The 15899-nt window shown below is 57.5% G+C and carries 12 protein-coding genes; 4 read left to right on the forward strand and 8 right to left on the reverse strand.

Going from position 1 to position 15899, the window contains the following annotated elements; all coding sequences use genetic code 11:
- Nucleotides 1–233: 233 nt before the first annotated feature.
- Entirely contained in the window at nucleotides 234–2540 is a 2307-nt protein-coding gene (pvdQ, locus tag FJD38_RS18905) for a bifunctional acylase PvdQ (RefSeq protein ID WP_244302760.1), read from the forward strand.
- Between the two features lie 89 nt (nucleotides 2541–2629).
- On the opposite strand, the gene FJD38_RS18910 is transcribed toward pvdQ, so the two are convergent.
- Complete coding sequence (locus FJD38_RS18910) at nucleotides 2630–3631, reverse strand: FecR family protein (protein ID WP_122784907.1); 1002 nt, start codon at nucleotides 3629–3631, stop codon at nucleotides 2630–2632.
- A gap of 162 nt (nucleotides 3632–3793) precedes the next feature.
- On the opposite strand from FJD38_RS18910, the gene FJD38_RS18915 reads away from it, so the two are divergent.
- On the forward strand, nucleotides 3794–4078 hold the full coding sequence (locus FJD38_RS18915) for a PepSY domain-containing protein (protein WP_122784906.1): 285 nt from the start codon (nucleotides 3794–3796) through the stop codon (nucleotides 4076–4078).
- A 77-nt stretch (nucleotides 4079–4155) separates the two neighbouring features.
- On the opposite strand, the gene FJD38_RS18920 is transcribed toward FJD38_RS18915, so the two are convergent.
- From FJD38_RS18920 to FJD38_RS18930, 3 genes are all read right to left on the reverse strand, one after another.
- On the reverse strand, nucleotides 4156–4701 hold the full coding sequence (locus FJD38_RS18920) for a GNAT family N-acetyltransferase (RefSeq protein WP_146386869.1): 546 nt from the start codon (nucleotides 4699–4701) through the stop codon (nucleotides 4156–4158).
- Nucleotides 4702–4813: 112 nt separating this feature from the next.
- Nucleotides 4814–5071, reverse strand: coding sequence for a DUF2790 domain-containing protein (locus FJD38_RS18925; protein WP_122784905.1), 258 nt, complete (start codon nucleotides 5069–5071; stop codon nucleotides 4814–4816).
- 306 nt (nucleotides 5072–5377) lie between these two features.
- Nucleotides 5378–5635 (reverse strand): DUF2790 domain-containing protein, encoded by a 258-nt coding sequence (locus tag FJD38_RS18930; RefSeq protein ID WP_122784904.1) that lies wholly within the window; start codon nucleotides 5633–5635, stop codon nucleotides 5378–5380.
- 310 nt (nucleotides 5636–5945) lie between these two features.
- On the opposite strand from FJD38_RS18930, the gene zapE reads away from it, so the two are divergent.
- Nucleotides 5946–7061 (forward strand): cell division protein ZapE, encoded by a 1116-nt coding sequence (gene zapE, locus FJD38_RS18935; RefSeq protein WP_146386870.1) that lies wholly within the window; start codon nucleotides 5946–5948, stop codon nucleotides 7059–7061.
- Between the two features lie 1203 nt (nucleotides 7062–8264).
- On the opposite strand, the gene dkgB is transcribed toward zapE, so the two are convergent.
- Nucleotides 8265–9068, reverse strand: a complete 804-nt coding sequence (gene dkgB / locus FJD38_RS18940) for a 2,5-didehydrogluconate reductase DkgB (protein WP_146386872.1) — start codon at nucleotides 9066–9068, stop codon at nucleotides 8265–8267.
- 192 nt (nucleotides 9069–9260) lie between these two features.
- Between dkgB and pvdP the strand changes: the two genes are divergently transcribed.
- The gene (gene pvdP, locus FJD38_RS18945) at nucleotides 9261–10892 is read left to right on the forward strand and encodes a pyoverdine maturation tyrosinase PvdP (protein ID WP_146386875.1); all 1632 of its coding nucleotides are present in this window, start codon (nucleotides 9261–9263) and stop codon (nucleotides 10890–10892) included.
- Nucleotides 10893–11032: 140 nt separating this feature from the next.
- Here the strand turns inward: pvdP and FJD38_RS18950 are convergent, their stop codons facing one another.
- The 3 genes from FJD38_RS18950 to FJD38_RS18960 are packed head-to-tail and all read right to left on the reverse strand — an operon-like array spanning nucleotide 11033 to nucleotide 15581.
- Nucleotides 11033–12433 (reverse strand): efflux transporter outer membrane subunit, encoded by a 1401-nt coding sequence (locus FJD38_RS18950; protein ID WP_122782013.1) that lies wholly within the window; start codon nucleotides 12431–12433, stop codon nucleotides 11033–11035.
- A 7-nt stretch (nucleotides 12434–12440) separates the two neighbouring features.
- Nucleotides 12441–14408 (reverse strand): MacB family efflux pump subunit, encoded by a 1968-nt coding sequence (locus FJD38_RS18955; protein WP_146386877.1) that lies wholly within the window; start codon nucleotides 14406–14408, stop codon nucleotides 12441–12443.
- Nucleotides 14409–15581, reverse strand: coding sequence for an efflux RND transporter periplasmic adaptor subunit (locus tag FJD38_RS18960; RefSeq protein WP_122782011.1), 1173 nt, complete (start codon nucleotides 15579–15581; stop codon nucleotides 14409–14411).
- Between the last annotated feature and the right edge of the window lie 318 nt (nucleotides 15582–15899).

The raw sequence follows: 15899 nt of genomic DNA on the forward strand, positions 1-15899 counted from the left end.
CAGGAAAATAAAAAATGCTCTCAGTTAACTAGACGTATGAGCGGTGAAAATCATGAACCCTTACGTGTAGAAATTCTGTTATGGCGAGTGCTGTATCCGTCACCGGCCCTTTCTATACGGGCGTTTACACCGTGATTAAATTTTTTTCACCGGCTTCGTCTTAAGGGGGCCGGGGGGTGGGTTTCAATTCGATCACGCTGCCTGGCTTATCCCTCGATCCAGCAGGAGTACGCGTGATTAATTACCGGCCATTTAGCAAAGTGTGTCTTGGCGCCGTGTGCCTGGGGCTGAGTGTTTCAGCCTTGGCCCAGCCCGTCGCCAGTGATGTCAGTGCAGAGATTCGACGCACGACGTTTGGCGTGCCTCATATTCGCGCCGCCGATGAGCGCGGTCTGGGTTACGGCATTGGGTATGCCTATGCTCAGGACAACCTGTGCTTGCTGGCCAACGAAGTGGTCACGGTCAATGGCGAACGTTCGAAATACTTTGGGCCTCAGGCGTTGACCCTTGAGCAGCGAGACAATCTGGCCAGTGATGTGTTTTTCAACTGGCTGAACACGCCCGAGGCGGTCGCGGCTTTTTGGCAGGCACAAAACCCTGAGGTGCGAGACCTGATCGAAGGTTATGTGGACGGGTATAACCGCCAGCTCAGTGAGCGTAAAAACCTGCCCGCGGAGTGCGACAACGCTTCCGTTCGGCCTCTCACACCGCAGGATCTGGTCAAGTTGACCCGTCGTCTGCTGGTCGAAGGTGGCGTCGGTCAGTTTGCCGAAGCGTTGGTTGCTGCTGCGCCACCCCAGGCCACTGCACAGGTCGAGACTCGGGCTGGGCAATTCGAAATCGCAGCTGAGCGCATGCAGCGCTTTGCGCTGGACCGGGGGAGTAACGCGGTGGCCATTGGCAGCGAACGTTCGCAAACGGGACGCGCAATGCTTCTGGCCAACCCGCATTTTCCGTGGGTGGGCGGTATGCGCTTCTACGAAATGCAATTGACCATACCCGGCAAGCTGAATGTGATGGGGGCGGCGTTGCCTGGGTTGCCGCTGATCAATATTGGCTTCAACCAGCATATGGCCTGGACTCACACGGTCGATACGTCGAAGCATTTCACCCTGTATCGCCTCGAACTCGACCCCAAAGACCCGACACGTTATCTGTTGGACGGCCAGTCAACACCCCTGACGAAGCAGACGGTCACGGTGAATGTGAAACAGGCAGATGGCAGCGTTCAGCCTGTGTCGCGGGTGATTTACAGCTCTGTATTCGGGCCGGTTGTGCAGTGGCCGGGCAAGCTCGACTGGAATGACCACACAGCCTTCAGTCTGCGTGATGCCAATCTGCAAAACGACCGTGTGCTGCAGCAGTGGTATGCGATGAATCAGGCGAACAGCCTCGATGCCTTGCAAGCCTCGGTGAGCAAGATTCAAGGTATTCCATGGGTCAATACATTGGCGGTGGATGACCAGGGGCAAGCGCTGTACATGAACGCGTCGGTGGTGCCCTATGTCGATGCGGCCAAGCTGGCGGCGTGCAGCGATCCGCGTGCAGGCCTTGAGATGATTTTGCTGGATGGCAGTCGCAGTGCCTGCGCGTGGACGATTGATCCGAGCGCGGCACAAAAGGGGATCTACCCGGCAAGCAAACTGCCGCAAATGCGCCGCAATGATTACGTACAGCATGCCAATGACTCGGCCTGGATGGCCAACCCCAATGCACCGCAGACCGGCTTTTCGCCGTTGATCAGCCAAGACAGCCAGCCATTGGGGCTGCGTGCCCGTTTTGCCCTGCAACGGCTCGGACAACCGGGGCGGCTGAGTATTAACGACTTGCAAGGCATGGTGATGGATAACCGGGTGTATCTGGCCGGGCAAGTACTGCCTGACCTGCTCAAGGTCTGCGAGGGAGCCTCTGCGGCGGATAAGCCCACACTGACGCAGGTGTGCGCGAGCCTCAAGAATTGGGATCAACAGGCCAATCTGAACAGTGGCATTGGTCTGGTGCATTTCCAGAACATCATGGTGCCGTTGCTTGAGGTCGAGAATGTGTGGCGTGTGCCGTTTGACCCGTCCGACCCGCAGCACACGCCACGTGGGTTGGATCTGGAGCAACCGGCCGTGCGTGAAGCGGTGCGTACAGCATTGCTGGCTTCGGCAGCGGCGGTGACTGAAGCGGGTTTGAGCGCAGACGTCACGTGGGGTGATATTCAGCAAGTCAGCAGGGGTACACAGCACACGCCAATACATGGTGGCCCGGCGGCGTTGGGTGTGTACAACGCGATGCAAAGTGTTGCGGGTGAGGGCGCAAAGCGCGAAGTGGTCAGCGGCACCAGCTATTTGCAAACCGTCACATTCGATGAGCACGGGCCGCAGGCGCAGGGCGTGTTGGCGTTCTCGATTTCCAGTGATCCGGCGTCCCCACATTCACAGGATCAAACGCGGGCCTTTTCGAATAAGCAGTGGCAAAAATTGCCCTTTACCGAAGAACAGATCAAGGCCGATCCGAGCTATCAGCGTGTGCAGATAAAGTCCCAACATCCGTAGCCGCTGCCGCGGGCTGAGTCCGGCGATGCAGCCTTACTATCGCTTCGCAATCGGACGTGGCCTGCGGCAACTGCTGCGAAATAGGGCGCTTAACCCTGTGGCTGCCCGTTTATCACGGGATTGCCGTTCTGGCTGATGCTCAGGTAGACCGGCAAGACTTTGGGCAGTGAGGTCACCAGACGATCAATGTCCTGAGTGTTGAATACACCACCAATGCGCAACTTGCCGGTTGCGCTGTCGGCTAGAACCAGCGGCGTATCCAGGTAACGGTTGATCAACGGTAATGCATCACTCAGAGACAGATTGTCCAGCACCAACTTGCCGTTGCGCCAGGCAAGATCTTGGGCGTTGGCGTAGGTCTGGTTGATCTGCGGGGCGTAATCGCCCGCTTTGTAACGCGCCTGCATGCCCGGTTCGAGGCGCAGGCCTTCGCCACTCAGGCGCTTGTTGCTGGTCACCAGCACCGAACCTTCCAGCAGCGTCACTTTGACCTGATCTTCATACGTCCACACATTGAACTGGGTGCCGGTGACGCGCACCTGGCCTTCTCCCGCCCTGACGAAAAAGGGGTGCGTGACATCGTGGCTCACCTTGAAAAAGGCCTCACCCTTGTTCAGGGTGACTCGACGCTGGTCTTTATAGTTGGCAAATGTCAGCTGCGTACCGAGGTTGAGTTCCACTTCACTGCCGTCCGGCAAGGTCACCGTTTTCAATTGCGTGTCGGCTTGCAGGCGTTGATAGGAACTCGGTACCCACCCCAGTTGCCAGCCACTGTAGGCCGCAACAGGCGCTGCGATCAGGGTGATGGCCGCTGCCACGGCCAATGTTTGCCAGCGCTTGCGGCGGGCCACTGGCAGCTTTTGCACCACCCCAGCCGCCATAGGCAGGGGCTGCTGCAAGTGTTCGCTGACGTCCCAGATGTCCAGCATGGCCTCATATTCAAACGCATGCAGCGGGTCGGCGTTTAACCATTCAGCGAACGCTTCACGTTCCCGGTCGGTGCAATCAGGCTCGTGCACGCGCATGCACCACTGAGCAGCGGCCTCAGTGATGGCATCGTATTGGGCTTCGGTGAGGCGTGTTTCGCTCATTAGTTCTCCTTGGTGCGATGCATTCTAACCCTGCGCTTGGGGATACGAGAACATGAGCCATGTCAAAAGCATGTCATTTAGCCTTCTGAAGTGATTTTTCTCTGCTAGGGTTATCTCGGCATTCAAGTACCAGACGCAACATCAATTAATGGAGTTAAGAACATGTTGAAGAAAACTTTTGCTGCTGTGATCACCGCTGCTGTTGTGCTGGCTTCCGGGGCTGCGATGGCTCAAGCCCCACAAGACCCGAACTGGGCGTTTTCCAAGGAGGCGATCGAAGTCTTCAAAAACAAGGCTGGCTATACAACCATCAAGAGCATCGAGCTGGAAAACCCGGCGACCGGTATCTGGAAAGCTGAAGGTGTGAAGACAATCGACGGTGTGGAAGTTCAGGTAGAAACCACAATCGACCACACTGGCAAAGTGCTTTCCGAGAAGAAAGACTGATACTCGGCACCTGAAGCGCTCGTTGAGCGCTTCAAGCCCGACTTTGCCTGCGCAGAGTCGGGCTTTTTTCAACGCCTTTATCCTCGTTGCGCCAACCAGTGTTCACGGGTCATTTCCCAAATCTCGTTGGTGAACGAGCCGCTGACAAACTCAGCCTGTGAGCGGCTGATTAATGTCATCCCGCCCCGTTGCGATACCCTGCGCGAAGCCTCATTAGGTGCAGCCTTGGGCACCCGCATGCAGTCACGCTGCAGTGTGTGAAACCAATACCTGTCCACTACCTCGCACGCTTCCCCCATCAAGCCTTGGCCTTGCCATGGCGGAGACAGCCAAAACCCGCGGTTGTTGTCCTGGTCCATCAAGCTGATACAACCGATCACGTCCTCGGGTTCTGTGATCAGCCGGATCGTCCAGTGCCACTCCTTGCCGAGTGCCATGGCCGGCAATGCGTGATCTTGCAGGTAGCTCAGGGCTCCGTTGTCCGGGTACGGCCAAGGCACACACGCATTGAGATAGCGCACGACCTCCCAGTGGGGAAAGCGCTCCTGAATAGCCTGCGCGTCGCCAATGCACAGTGGTTCGAGCAAGAGCCGTGAGGTTTTGAGCGTGGGAGGTTGTTGCATGAACGGGCGCTCCTTGCCATGAATGTGGTTTTGAGCTTAACCCTTAATAGCCGCCATACAAAAAGCCCCCGTAAAAACGGGGGCTCGGCATTCCTGCAAGGCTGCGCGGCGATTAGCCGTTCGAGCAGCCGTTACCCATGATGCGGTATTCCAGTATATGGCGTTGACCTTGATGGTCTTCGTAGGTCATCTGCGCTGGCACCACTTCACACACATCCTGGGTGGGCGAAACACTAATAACTTTAGCGATATCGAGGTCAGTGGAGTAAGTGTAATGTTCGACAACAGGTTGAGCCTGTGCAACTTTAGCCTCTTCAGCCACTGCCAATGTAGAAAAGCCTAACAAAGCAAAAGCAATCAAACGGTTCATTATTCACACCTCAAAACAATCACGTTTCACTGACTTCAGTTGCCCAGTGGGCGGTCGAAGTTGCGGCGTTGTTCTCGAAGGAAGATGCCGCACGAAGTACCGTGCCCTGTTTTAATGTTTCAATGTTTGGTAAGGGATGTCGCTATCATACGGTGTTAAATCAATGATTGAAGTCAAAAGACTGACAATAAGTCTTTCCAAATCGGTAACAATTAATCTGTCCCAGCACCCTCACTAAAAAGCCCCCTCCGAAGAGAGGGCCTGGGGTCGCATCCTTGCGGGCAACCTGATGCTCAAAGCGTTGAGTTAGTGAGTGCTGCAACCGTCACCCATCACTTGATATTCAACCGTGTGGCGCTGACCCTGATGGTCTTCATAGGTCATTTGCGCCGGTACAACTTTGCACACTTTGGGGATGTCGGACAGGCTGATAACTTTAGCGATGTCCAGTGTCGACCCATAAGAGTATTGTTCTACAGCCGGTGCTGAAGTGGCGGCAGTTGTTTCGCCAGCAAAGGCAATCGATGCACTACCAGCCAGGACTAAAGCAATTAAAGTTTTCATTGTGGTGGCCTCTAAAGTAATCAAGAGTTAAAGCTGACTGACTTCATTTGCCAACGGCGGGAAGAAGTTACGGCACCTGTTTCAATGATCAAGTAGCCGTACGAAGTTCCGTATTATGTATTCCGTGTTCGGTAAAGCTTTTTACATGCTGCCAAGTATACGCCGATGTCTTCATCGAAAAAGACCTAATGGCAAAATGCTCTATTACCGCCCGGGTAACAATGTGGTGGCTCCCGTGAGATTTTCAAGGGGTGCTGGACGATTGCCTTGCTGGCATACTGCCAATTCCCTTCCGGAGTCAGTCAACAGCATGAATGTCGAGTCACCCCTCCATGCCTGGAAAGAGGCCATCGAGCAGCACGGTTTTGTTCACGATCCGGCTCAAGCGCGGGCGGTACAGGCGTTGCAGCATTGTCATGAGCAGCTGCACGAAGCCCAGAAGACCGCTGAGGGTGTGTATTTATGGGGGCCGGTTGGGCGGGGCAAAACCTGGCTGATGGACCAGTTCTACAAGAGTCTGCGGGTGCCTGCACGTCGTCAGCACTTCCACCATTTTATGCAATGGGTGCACCAGCGACTGTTTCAACTGACCGGCACCTCTGACCCGCTTGAAACGATCGCCAAAGCGTTAAGCAAAGAGGTGAGGGTGTTGTGTTTTGACGAGCTGTTCGTCAATGACATTGGTGACGCGATTATTCTCGGCCGATTGTTCAAAGTGATGTTTGACGAAGGCGTGGTGCTGGTATGTACCTCTAACCAGCCCCCTGAGCAGTTATATAGCCAAGGCCATAACAAGGAGCGTTTTGCGCCTGCGATCACCGCCATTGTGGAGCATATGCACGTGGTGTCGGTGGATGGGGTTGAAGATCACCGTTTGCACCCCGGGATTGCGCAGCAGCGTTTTTGGGTGACACCCACGGGGCAGCCCAGTGTATTTGGGGACGTATTCGCGCAGTTGGCCCAGGGGCAGTCGGTCTCTCATGAGCCGATTGCGGTTGCGCACCGATCACTGAGCGTGGTGCGGGCCAGTGAACGTGTGCTGTGGTGCAATTTTCATGAATTGTGCGAACAGCCGCTGGCCGCCATCGAGTTTATGGACCTTTGTGGTCGCTATCAGGCGATTTTACTCAGTGACGTGCCCTGTATGAGCGCTGAGCAACGTGAAGGCAAGATTGCGCGGGGGACTGAAGACGGCCCGGTGAAAGTTGAGGCAGGGGATCGTGAATTACCGCAGCTGTCACGTTTCGACGACAGCGTGCGGCGATTTATTGCCCTGATCGATGAGTGCTACGACCGCAAGGTCCCGGTCTTGATTGAAGCGCACGTTCCGTTGGAACAGCTATACACACAAGGCTATCTGGAATTTGCCTTTCGCCGCACCCTGAGCCGCCTGCAAGAAATGCAGTTGCAGCGGTTCGGGGTCTGATAGGCAGCATCCAGTTTCGTAGCCGCTGACGAGTCATGCACGACGGCTTCGTTCTTCGTCAGCGGCCATGCTCACAGCGACACGTTAACCTGTAGCCGCTGCCGAAGGCTGCGATCGAGCGCGAAGCGGTCGCAAGATGGGACGCCTCGGGGTGTCAGGTTTTACGACGGCTACACGCCATGCTCACAGCCACACGTAAACCTGTAGCAGCTGCCGAAGGCTGCGATCGAGCGCGCAGCGGTCGCAAGAGGGGACGCCTCGGTGTGCCAGGTTTTACGACGGCTGCGCCGCCGAACGCAGCCTTCGTTCCTCGTCAGCTGCTACGCGCCTTGCTCACAGCCACACGTAAACCTGTAGCCGCTGCTGAAGGCTGCGATCGAGCGCGAAGCTGTCGCAAGATGGGACCCCGCGGGGTGTCAGGTTTTACGACGGCTGCGCCGCCGATCGCAGCCTTCGTTCCTCGTCAGCGGCTACACCCCTTGCTCACAGCCACACGTAAACCTGTAGCCGCTGCCGAAGGCTGCGATCGAGCGCGCAGCGGTCGCAAGATGGGACGACTCGGTGTGCCAGGTTTTACGACGGCTACACGCCATGCTCACAGCCACACGTTAACCTGTAGCAGCTGCCGAAGGCTGCGATCGAGCGCGCAGCGGTCGCAAAATGGGACGACTCGGGGTGTCAGGTTTTACGACGGCTGCGCCGCCGAACGCAGCCTTCGTCCCTCGTCAGCTGCTACGCGCCTTGCTCACAGCCACACGTAAACCTGTAGCCGCTGCCGAAGGCTGCGATCGAGCGCGAAGCGGTCGCAAGATGGGACCCCGCGGGGTGTCAGGTTTTACGACGGCTTCGCCGCCGAACGCAGCCTTCGTTCCTCGTCAGCTGCTACGCGCCATGCTCACAACCACACGTAAACCTGTAGCAGCTGCCGAAGGCTGCGATCGAGCGCGAAGCGGTCGCAAGATGGGACGACTCGGGGTGTCAGGTTTTACGACGACTGCGCCGCCGATCGCAGCCTTCGTCCCTCGTCAGCTGCTACGCGCCATGCTCACAGCGACACGTTAACCTGTAGCCGCTGCCGAAGGCTGCGATCGAGCGCGAAGCGGTCGCAAGATGGGACGACTCGGTGTGCCAGGTTTTACGACGGCTGCGCCGCCGATCGCAGCCTTCGTTCCTCGTCAGCGGCATTTTGCACACCCGCAACAATCAATCCCACTGAGGTGCAAGGCCTTTAGGGCTGGTCAGGCGATGGCCGCGATCCAGGGCTGCGATCTGCGCCATGTCGTCTTCGCTCAACGTCAGTTCGCACGCCTTGAGGTTGCTTTCAAGGTTGGCGCGCTTGGTTGAGGACGGAATGACCGAATAACCCAATTGCATGGCCCACGCCAGTGTCACTTGTGCGGCTGTGGCGTCATGACGCTTGGCAATCTGATTGATCACCGGATCTTTCAACACTTCGCCGTAGGCTAACGTCATGTACGAAGTGATATGAATGCCTTGGCTCTTGGCGAATTCCACCACTTTGCGGTTTTGCAGGTAGGGATGCAGTTCAATCTGGTTAGTGGCGATGTTCTCGGCACCGACCGCAGCAATTGCTTCTTTCATCAGTGCGATGGTGAAGTTGGACACGCCGATGGCGTGGGTCAGCCCCAGCTTTTTTGCCTCCAGCAGTTGTTTCATAAACACCGCAACCGGCACGGCGTTGTCGGGTGATGGCCAGTGAATCAGTGTCAGGTCCAGATGGTCGGTGCGCAACTTGGCCAAACTGTCTTTGAGGCTCGGGATCAACTGGCCTTCGGCAAAATGGTCGACCCAGATTTTGCTGGTGATATACAGCGCTTCACGGTCGATGCCACTTTCGGCAATCGCCTGTCCGACTTCTGCTTCATTCTGATAAATCTGCGCGGTGTCGATCACCCGATAACCGACGTCCAGCGCATTTTTGACCGAGTCAATAACGACTTGGCCCTGTAAGCGAAATGTACCGAGACCGAATGCTGGAACTGTCATGGATAACTCCTGGAGTGCTGTAAGAATGAGGTCGAGTATCCTCGCCTTGAGCCGCACGAAACACCGTAGCTCACGCAAAGCAGTCTTGACTGCACGTCATGAATTCAACTGAGGCCCTCAGGCTAAATTTGAGCCCGCACAGTACGTTCTAGCTTGGATAACGCCTGCATTCAGGCCGGGACAGGTAGGGCAATGACGATTTCTCGACGATGGTTCATCGCTGGTTTAGCGATTACCGGCGCAGCAGCGCCAGCAGCGTTCTATGGGCATCGCGAGTTGACGCGGGTGGACGAGCCCATCACGCCGGGTGAGGCAACGGTCGAGTTGGCAGACACGGCGGGGCAGCAACTGGCTGATCAATTACGCGGGCTTTGGAGCATTTCTTTCAGTGGCGCCGATGGCGGGCTGGAGGGGGTGCCTCAAGAAGGCCTTGAGGTGTGGCTCGACATAGCCCCGCGTGGCCGAGGTGTTCGCGGTTATCTGGACAGTGCCGCGGTATTGAACAGCACGCAAACGCCGCGTTACCGCATTCTGGGGGATCTGGTCGAGCCCGACCCTAAAAGGATGCACTGGCGAATCACCCGCAGTGATTCTGCCAACGGTCAGGCGGATTACGAGTTCAGTTTTAGCCTGGACGAAGTCTGGGGTATGTACGGCAATGCTGGCAGTGGCACCCTCAGCGGTACTGTGCAACGTCTGGACCGGCCCTTGGCACTGCCTGAACAAGACAACCGATTTGTTGCGATTAAGCGCACTTTCCCGGAGGCGCGGGAGCGCATCGGTTTAAATCCAGATTTACTGGCCTGGCTGGTGGCGCCGGAGCATCGTTTATTCCATCAGTTATGGCACGCTTCGCGGGACACTTGGCATGAGCTCTCGGATGACAAACGCAACGCCTTGCGTGGACTCGGCTGGCAACCCGGCCAGAGAGACCGGGAGCGGGATGCGCGAGGGCCACGCAAGGACCGAAATGGTTCCGGGGTCGATTTTTTCTTTATGCATCGGCATATGTTGCGGGCCGCTCGTTCGATGCAGGATCTACCGTCGTGGACGGCATTCCCTTTGCCTCAACCTGAGCTTGAACGCGACCGTGCCGGGTTTGCCCGCTACTTTGACAATCACGACGGCAGTGCCTTGCCGCCGACGTGGCTGGCTGAAGGCGATGCGGTGTATACCCAATGGCTGAGTGATATCAAACAGCCTGAAACTTTTCATTCCAACTTCGAGGTGTGGGAATCGCGCTATCGCGACCCGCGTTATTTGTCGACGCTGACGTTGGGCCAGTTCGGTTCCGAGGTTGAACTGGGCCTGCATGACTGGTTGCATATGCGCTGGGCCTCGGTGCCACGAGATCCCTCAAACGGCGCACCGGTGCCGATGGCCCGTGATCCAGCCGACTTCGCGGCGCGTTGGTACGAGGCCGAAAATGACTTTTTGGGCGATCCGTTCTCCTCTCATGTCAATCCGGTGTTCTGGAGCTTTCATGGCTGGATCGATGATCGTTTAGAGGATTGGTTTCGTGCCCATGAGCGTTTTCATCCCGGGCAGCTCCAGCGCGAAGAGATCAATGGTGTGCCCTGGTTTGCGGCGGGTCGTTGGGTGGAAGTGGAAGATCCGTGGCTGGGCCCAGTGACTCACGGTTGTAGTACCACGCCGGGACTGGCGACGGGAAAAACCGTTGAAATGGATCCCGAGACGATGAAGCTCGCGCTGCGTATCACCTTTGGCGATGAAAAAAAGATGGGCAATCTGTTTCAGCGCGTACCGCGTCGCCCGTGGTACGCGCGGCATCTGGTGGTCAAGCGCAACACACACATTTTGTAGCCGCTGACGAGCAGCGCGAGGCTGCGTTCGAGCGCGTAGCGCTCGTAAGATTGGGCCAGCGCGGTGTGTCAGGTGCTACGACGGCTTCGCCGCCGATCGCAGCCTCGCAGAGCTCGTCAGCTCCTACAGGAATAGAGCGGTTACAAAGGTTGGGTGTTCCAGCCCCCGCCCAGCGCTTTGTACATCGCGATGCTGGCCTGCAGTCGCGCCATACGCAGTTGTACGTGCTGGTCTTGGGCCGCATACAACACTCTTTGAGTCTCAAGCACGGTCAGCAACATCTCGGCCCCGGCCTTGTAGCGGCGCTCGGCAATGTCGAAAGCCTGCTGCGCTTGCTTGAGCTCTTCGTCTTGCCACTGCCGCTGTTGATCCAGACCTGTGGCGCTGTTCAGGGCTTTTTCGACGTCGGCAAAGGCACTGATGATGCTCGAACGGTAGGTTTGTAGCAGTTCCTGTTGCCGCGCCGTGGCTTTGTCACGCTCGGCACTGAGGCGACCGTTGTTGAAGATCGGCCCGGCCAATCCCGCCGTCAGGTTATAAAACGGGCTGCGTAACACATCGCTGAGCCGGTCGGCTCCCGATCCCAGGCTGGCGCTTAATGTCAGGCTGGGCAACATGGCAGCGCGGGCGACGCTGACGTCCGCACGAGCCGCCGCCAGTTTGGCTTCGGCGCTGGCGATGTCAGGGCGCCGGGTGAGTAGCTCGCTGGGCACGCCGCTGCCAATATCGGGCCAGCGCAGCCGTGAGAAGGGGGTATCACTCGCAGCAAGGGTGTTAATCGGTTTGCCCAGTAATACCGCTAGGGTAATGCGTGCATCTTGTGCCTGCTGTGCCATCAGCGGCAATTGACGTTGCTGTGCAGCCACCAGGCTTTTCTGTTGAGCCAGTTCCAGCGCTGTAGCAGAGCCTGCGTCATGGCGAGTTTGCACGACATGTAACACCCGCTGTGCATTGTTCAGGTTAAGCCGGGCGATACGCAGTTGTTCGTTGAGAGCAAGGGTTTGGACATAGCTGTTGGCGACGCTGCTGAGCAAGGTCAGCTCGACCGTGTCGCGATCATACTGACTGGCTTTGAGCGCTTGTTCGGCGCTGTCCCGGGCGGCGGCTTTGCCCCCCCAAAAATCCACTTCATAGCTGGCGGTCAAGTTGGCCTCAAAGTAATCCACCGCCTTGTTCTCATCCGTCGCATCCAGTTGGCTATAGCCTTTGCCACGCAACAATTTCTGACGATTGCCGCTAGCGTCCCATTTGACTTCGGGCATCAATGGCGCCCCGGCAATCACGGCGCTGGCTTGTGCTTGTTGCACCCGTGCAACAGCTGCCGCCAGGTCGTAACTGCCGGTTTTGGCTTGAGCGATCAGTTGATCCAGCTCAGGGCTGCCAAATTGCTGCCACCATTGCTGGGTACTTTGCTGGCGGCTCATCCCGTGAGCCATCTGCCAGGCAGGCGGTACGATCACAGGGTTATTGTCATGGGTGACCCCCGTGCTGCAAGCGCCCAGCAGCATGCACAGGGACAACAGACTCAAAGACGGCTTCATCAATCGTTTATTCACTGGTAAGGGCCGTGACCGGATCAAGCCGGGCAGCTTTGCGGGCCGGCATAAAGCCGAAAATGACGCCGGTCACCAGGGCACAAGCGAATGCGCCCAGCACGGCAACCCAGGAAAAGGCGACGGCAACATCGCACAGATACAGCACTGCGCCGACCACAAAGGCCAGGCCGATGCCGGCTGCGCCGCCCACGACCGAAAGCATCAGGGCTTCAGTCAGAAACTGGCGCAGGATGTCGCGCTGGCGGGCGCCGGTGGCCATGCGAATACCAATTTCACGGGTGCGCTCGCGTACGGTCATCAACATGATGTTCATGACACCGATACCACCGACCAACAGTGAGATCGCTGCAATTGAGCCCAGCATCAATGACAGGGTGTTGCGCGTCTTGGCCTCGGCCTGAATCATCGCCGCGTTGTTGGTGATTTCAAAATCGCGCATGCCGTGGTGCAGTTTAAGCATCAGCTGTTCGATGGCCTTTTCGGTCTGATTGACCTTGCTGGCATCTGCCGCTGCGATCACTACGTATTCCGGATTGTGCGTGCCAAACAGGCGCACGCTGGCGGCGGAGTAGGGCACCACGATGCGCGTGTCGCTGTCCGAGTCGCCTGAGCTGGCGCCTTTCTCGGCCAGAACCCCGACGACGCGAAACGGCACGTTTTCCAGCAGGATGTATTGGCCTATCGGGTTGGGCACATCCTTGAGTACTTTATCGCGCACCTTCTTTCCGATAACCGCGACAGCAGCGGCGGCATCTTCGTCGGCCTGGGTAAAGAAACTGCCTTGCACCACAGGCCAGTTGAAGATGGCCGAGAAATCGATACCGTTGCCGCCGGTGTACATCGTGTGATCAACATTGCCGTAACGCACGCCAATCTCTGCGCCATTGATGGGCATTATCATTTTTACTTGGGGCAAGGTCGACAGCGCAGCCACATCGCTCAGGGTGATGATGCCCAGTGGTGCTCGTGGTCGAGGGGACATGCCGCTGAGGTAAATGATATTGGAACCGAACGCGCCCATTTCGGCCATTACCTGGCGCTTGCTGCCTTCACCCACGGCCAGCATCACCACCACCGAGGCGACGCCAATGACAATGCCGAGCAGGGTCAGGGCGGTGCGAAAACGGTTGATCCACATGATTCTCCAGGCGGCATGCACTGCGTCCACCAATTCGCCTTTCCACGCGCCACGAGCTTCACTGCCCTCTTCGAGGCGCTTGCGCAGGTCGAGGGCTTGCAGCGCCTGCGGGTTGTCAGTGGGGGCCGGGTCGCCATTGGCGCTATCACTGATGACCTCGCCGTCGCGAACTTCGATGATGCGTTTGGCACGCGCTGCGACTTCGCGGTCATGGGTAATCAGAATCACCACATGGCCTTGGCTGGCCAGCTCATCAAGCAAGGTCATGACCTCGGCGCCGCTGTGGCTGTCGAGGGCGCCGGTGGGTTCGTCGGCGAGAATGATATGCCCGCCGTTCATCAAGGCGCGGGCGATGGACACCCGTTGTTGTTGGCCACCTGACAGTTGATGCGGGCGGTTGGCTGTGCGTTCGGCCAGACCTAGCCGGTCAAGCAGGGCGGCCGCGCGAGCGTGACGCTCGGCGGCGGGCATGCCGGCATAAATGGCAGGCATTTCGACGTTTTCCTGAGCTGAGGCCGAGGGGATCAGGTGATAACCCTGAAACACAAAGCCAAAGGCTTCGCGGCGCAACCAGGCCAACGCGTCGGAGTCGAGGTGGGCGACATCCTCGCCAGCAAATAAATAGCGGCCCGAGGTAGGCCGGTCCAGGCAGCCAAGAATATTCATCAACGTCGATTTGCCCGACCCTGAGGCGCCGACAATGGCCACAAACTCACCGGCATGGATCGACAGACTGACGCCTTTGAGCACATGAACTTCAGGCGTGTCGATGCCGCCGTAGACCTTGCGAATGTCTTGCAGGTCGATCAAGGGAGTAGGCATTCAGCCTCCGTTGCCGGTGGCGGGGGCTATCAGCAGGTGATCGCCTTCATTCAACCCTTCAAGTATTTGCACGCGCAGGCGATCGCTGATGCCGGTGCGGATTTCTCGGGGTTCGATCTTGCCGTTTTTGGCGACGATATACGTGGTCTGGCGATCCCCTGTGGCAGTGCCCTGCAGCGCTACGATGGGGGCCAGCAGCACGTCTTTTGCCTGATCGGCGACGAAGAATACTTGGGTCGTCATTTCGGCCATCAGTGCCTGATCGGTGTTGTCCACGTCCAGCAGCACGGTGTAAAGCACCACGCGGGCGCTGCCGCTTTTGCCTGAGCTGGCGGGGCTGCCGCCGCCCTGGCTGGCTTCGTTGAGGGGCTTGGGTGGCACGGGCAGGATTTGCCGCACGGTGCTGTTCCAGCGGCGGCTGCCCCCACTCAAGGTGGTGAAGTAAGCCTGCATGCCGGGTTTGACGTGACCGATATCGGCCTCAGAAACCTCAGCCCAGACGGTCATGGGTGAGAGTTTGGCAATACGCAAGATCAGAGGCGTTTGTTGCTGTGCGTTGAGGGTTTGCCCTTCGCGCGCGTCAATGGCCACGACGGTGCCTGACATCGGGGCAAAAATGCGGGTGTAGCCCAGCTCGGCTTCATCGCTGCGCAAACTGGCCTGTGCTTGACGGATCTGAGCCTGGAACATGTCGGTTCGGGCCTGTGTGGTGCGTACTTCGGCCAAGGCTATTTGAACGTCTTCATCGCGCGTGGCACCACCTTTGACAAGGTTTTGCTGGCGCTGATATTTCTGTTTGGCCAAGTCGTGCAGGGCGCGTTGTTCTTGCAACTGGGCCTTGAGGTTATCGATGGCATTGCGGCTGGCATCGAGTTTGGCCGTTTGCGTTGACGGGTCGATCTCTACCAGTAACTGGCCTTCTTTGACCTCGGCGCCGACCTCGACATGAATTTTATGAATTTGCCCCGACGCCTGTGAACCTACGTCAACGTATTGCCGAGGTTGCAGGGTGCCAAGGGCCGTTACGCTGTTTTCAATGTCGCCACGGGTCACCGGCACCGTGTCGTACGCTTCGCGGCCGGGAGCCAGTAAAAGCCAGGCTACAAGGCTGGCAACCAACAGTAAAAACAGGCAAATGAGCAGCGCGCGGCGGGTCTGTCGGGGGCGTTTCATGCAGGGTTCCGGCCAAAAGGGATCGGCCCGTCGTTTAGCAGTTGAGCACTTAAAGCCCAAGAGACAACGTTGTCGACGCAGCGACAGACACGGGGAGCTGCTGAGTAAACGAAGCGGTGCGCGAGGAATTTACTGAGGGTCAGGCTGGGGGGTTACTGAATAATTCGTAAGTTTTTTCGGATGTTTTACGCCAAGAAAGTTAAATCTATATGAGAATTACTATAAATTACATCGGCAAAAGTGCCATCATCATGCCGCTATGCCAATTGGCCATGTTTCAGCGCTCATGGAAAGTTGCCGCAGTTATTGCGGCCAGGA

Source organism: Pseudomonas saxonica (assembly GCF_007858365.1).
Lineage (GTDB): Bacteria > Pseudomonadota > Gammaproteobacteria > Pseudomonadales > Pseudomonadaceae > Aquipseudomonas > Aquipseudomonas saxonica.

Bases quoted from the DNA above. Each gene is read 5' to 3' on its own strand.
- FJD38_RS18910 (WP_122784907.1), bottom strand. From the start codon at position 3,631: ATGAGCGAAACACGCCTCACCGAAGCCCAATACGATGCCATCACTGAG.
- FJD38_RS18915 (WP_122784906.1), top strand. From the start codon at position 3,794: ATGTTGAAGAAAACTTTTGCTGCTGTGATCACCGCTGCTGTTGTGCTG.
- FJD38_RS18920 (WP_146386869.1), bottom strand. From the start codon at position 4,701: ATGCAACAACCTCCCACGCTCAAAACCTCACGGCTCTTGCTCGAACCA.
- FJD38_RS18925 (WP_122784905.1), bottom strand. From the start codon at position 5,071: ATGAACCGTTTGATTGCTTTTGCTTTGTTAGGCTTTTCTACATTGGCA.
- FJD38_RS18930 (WP_122784904.1), bottom strand. From the start codon at position 5,635: ATGAAAACTTTAATTGCTTTAGTCCTGGCTGGTAGTGCATCGATTGCC.
- zapE (WP_146386870.1), top strand. From the start codon at position 5,946: ATGAATGTCGAGTCACCCCTCCATGCCTGGAAAGAGGCCATCGAGCAG.
- dkgB (WP_146386872.1), bottom strand. From the start codon at position 9,068: ATGACAGTTCCAGCATTCGGTCTCGGTACATTTCGCTTACAGGGCCAA.
- pvdP (WP_146386875.1), top strand. From the start codon at position 9,261: ATGACGATTTCTCGACGATGGTTCATCGCTGGTTTAGCGATTACCGGC.
- FJD38_RS18950 (WP_122782013.1), bottom strand. From the start codon at position 12,433: ATGAAGCCGTCTTTGAGTCTGTTGTCCCTGTGCATGCTGCTGGGCGCT.
- FJD38_RS18955 (WP_146386877.1), bottom strand. From the start codon at position 14,408: ATGCCTACTCCCTTGATCGACCTGCAAGACATTCGCAAGGTCTACGGC.
- FJD38_RS18960 (WP_122782011.1), bottom strand. From the start codon at position 15,581: ATGAAACGCCCCCGACAGACCCGCCGCGCGCTGCTCATTTGCCTGTTT.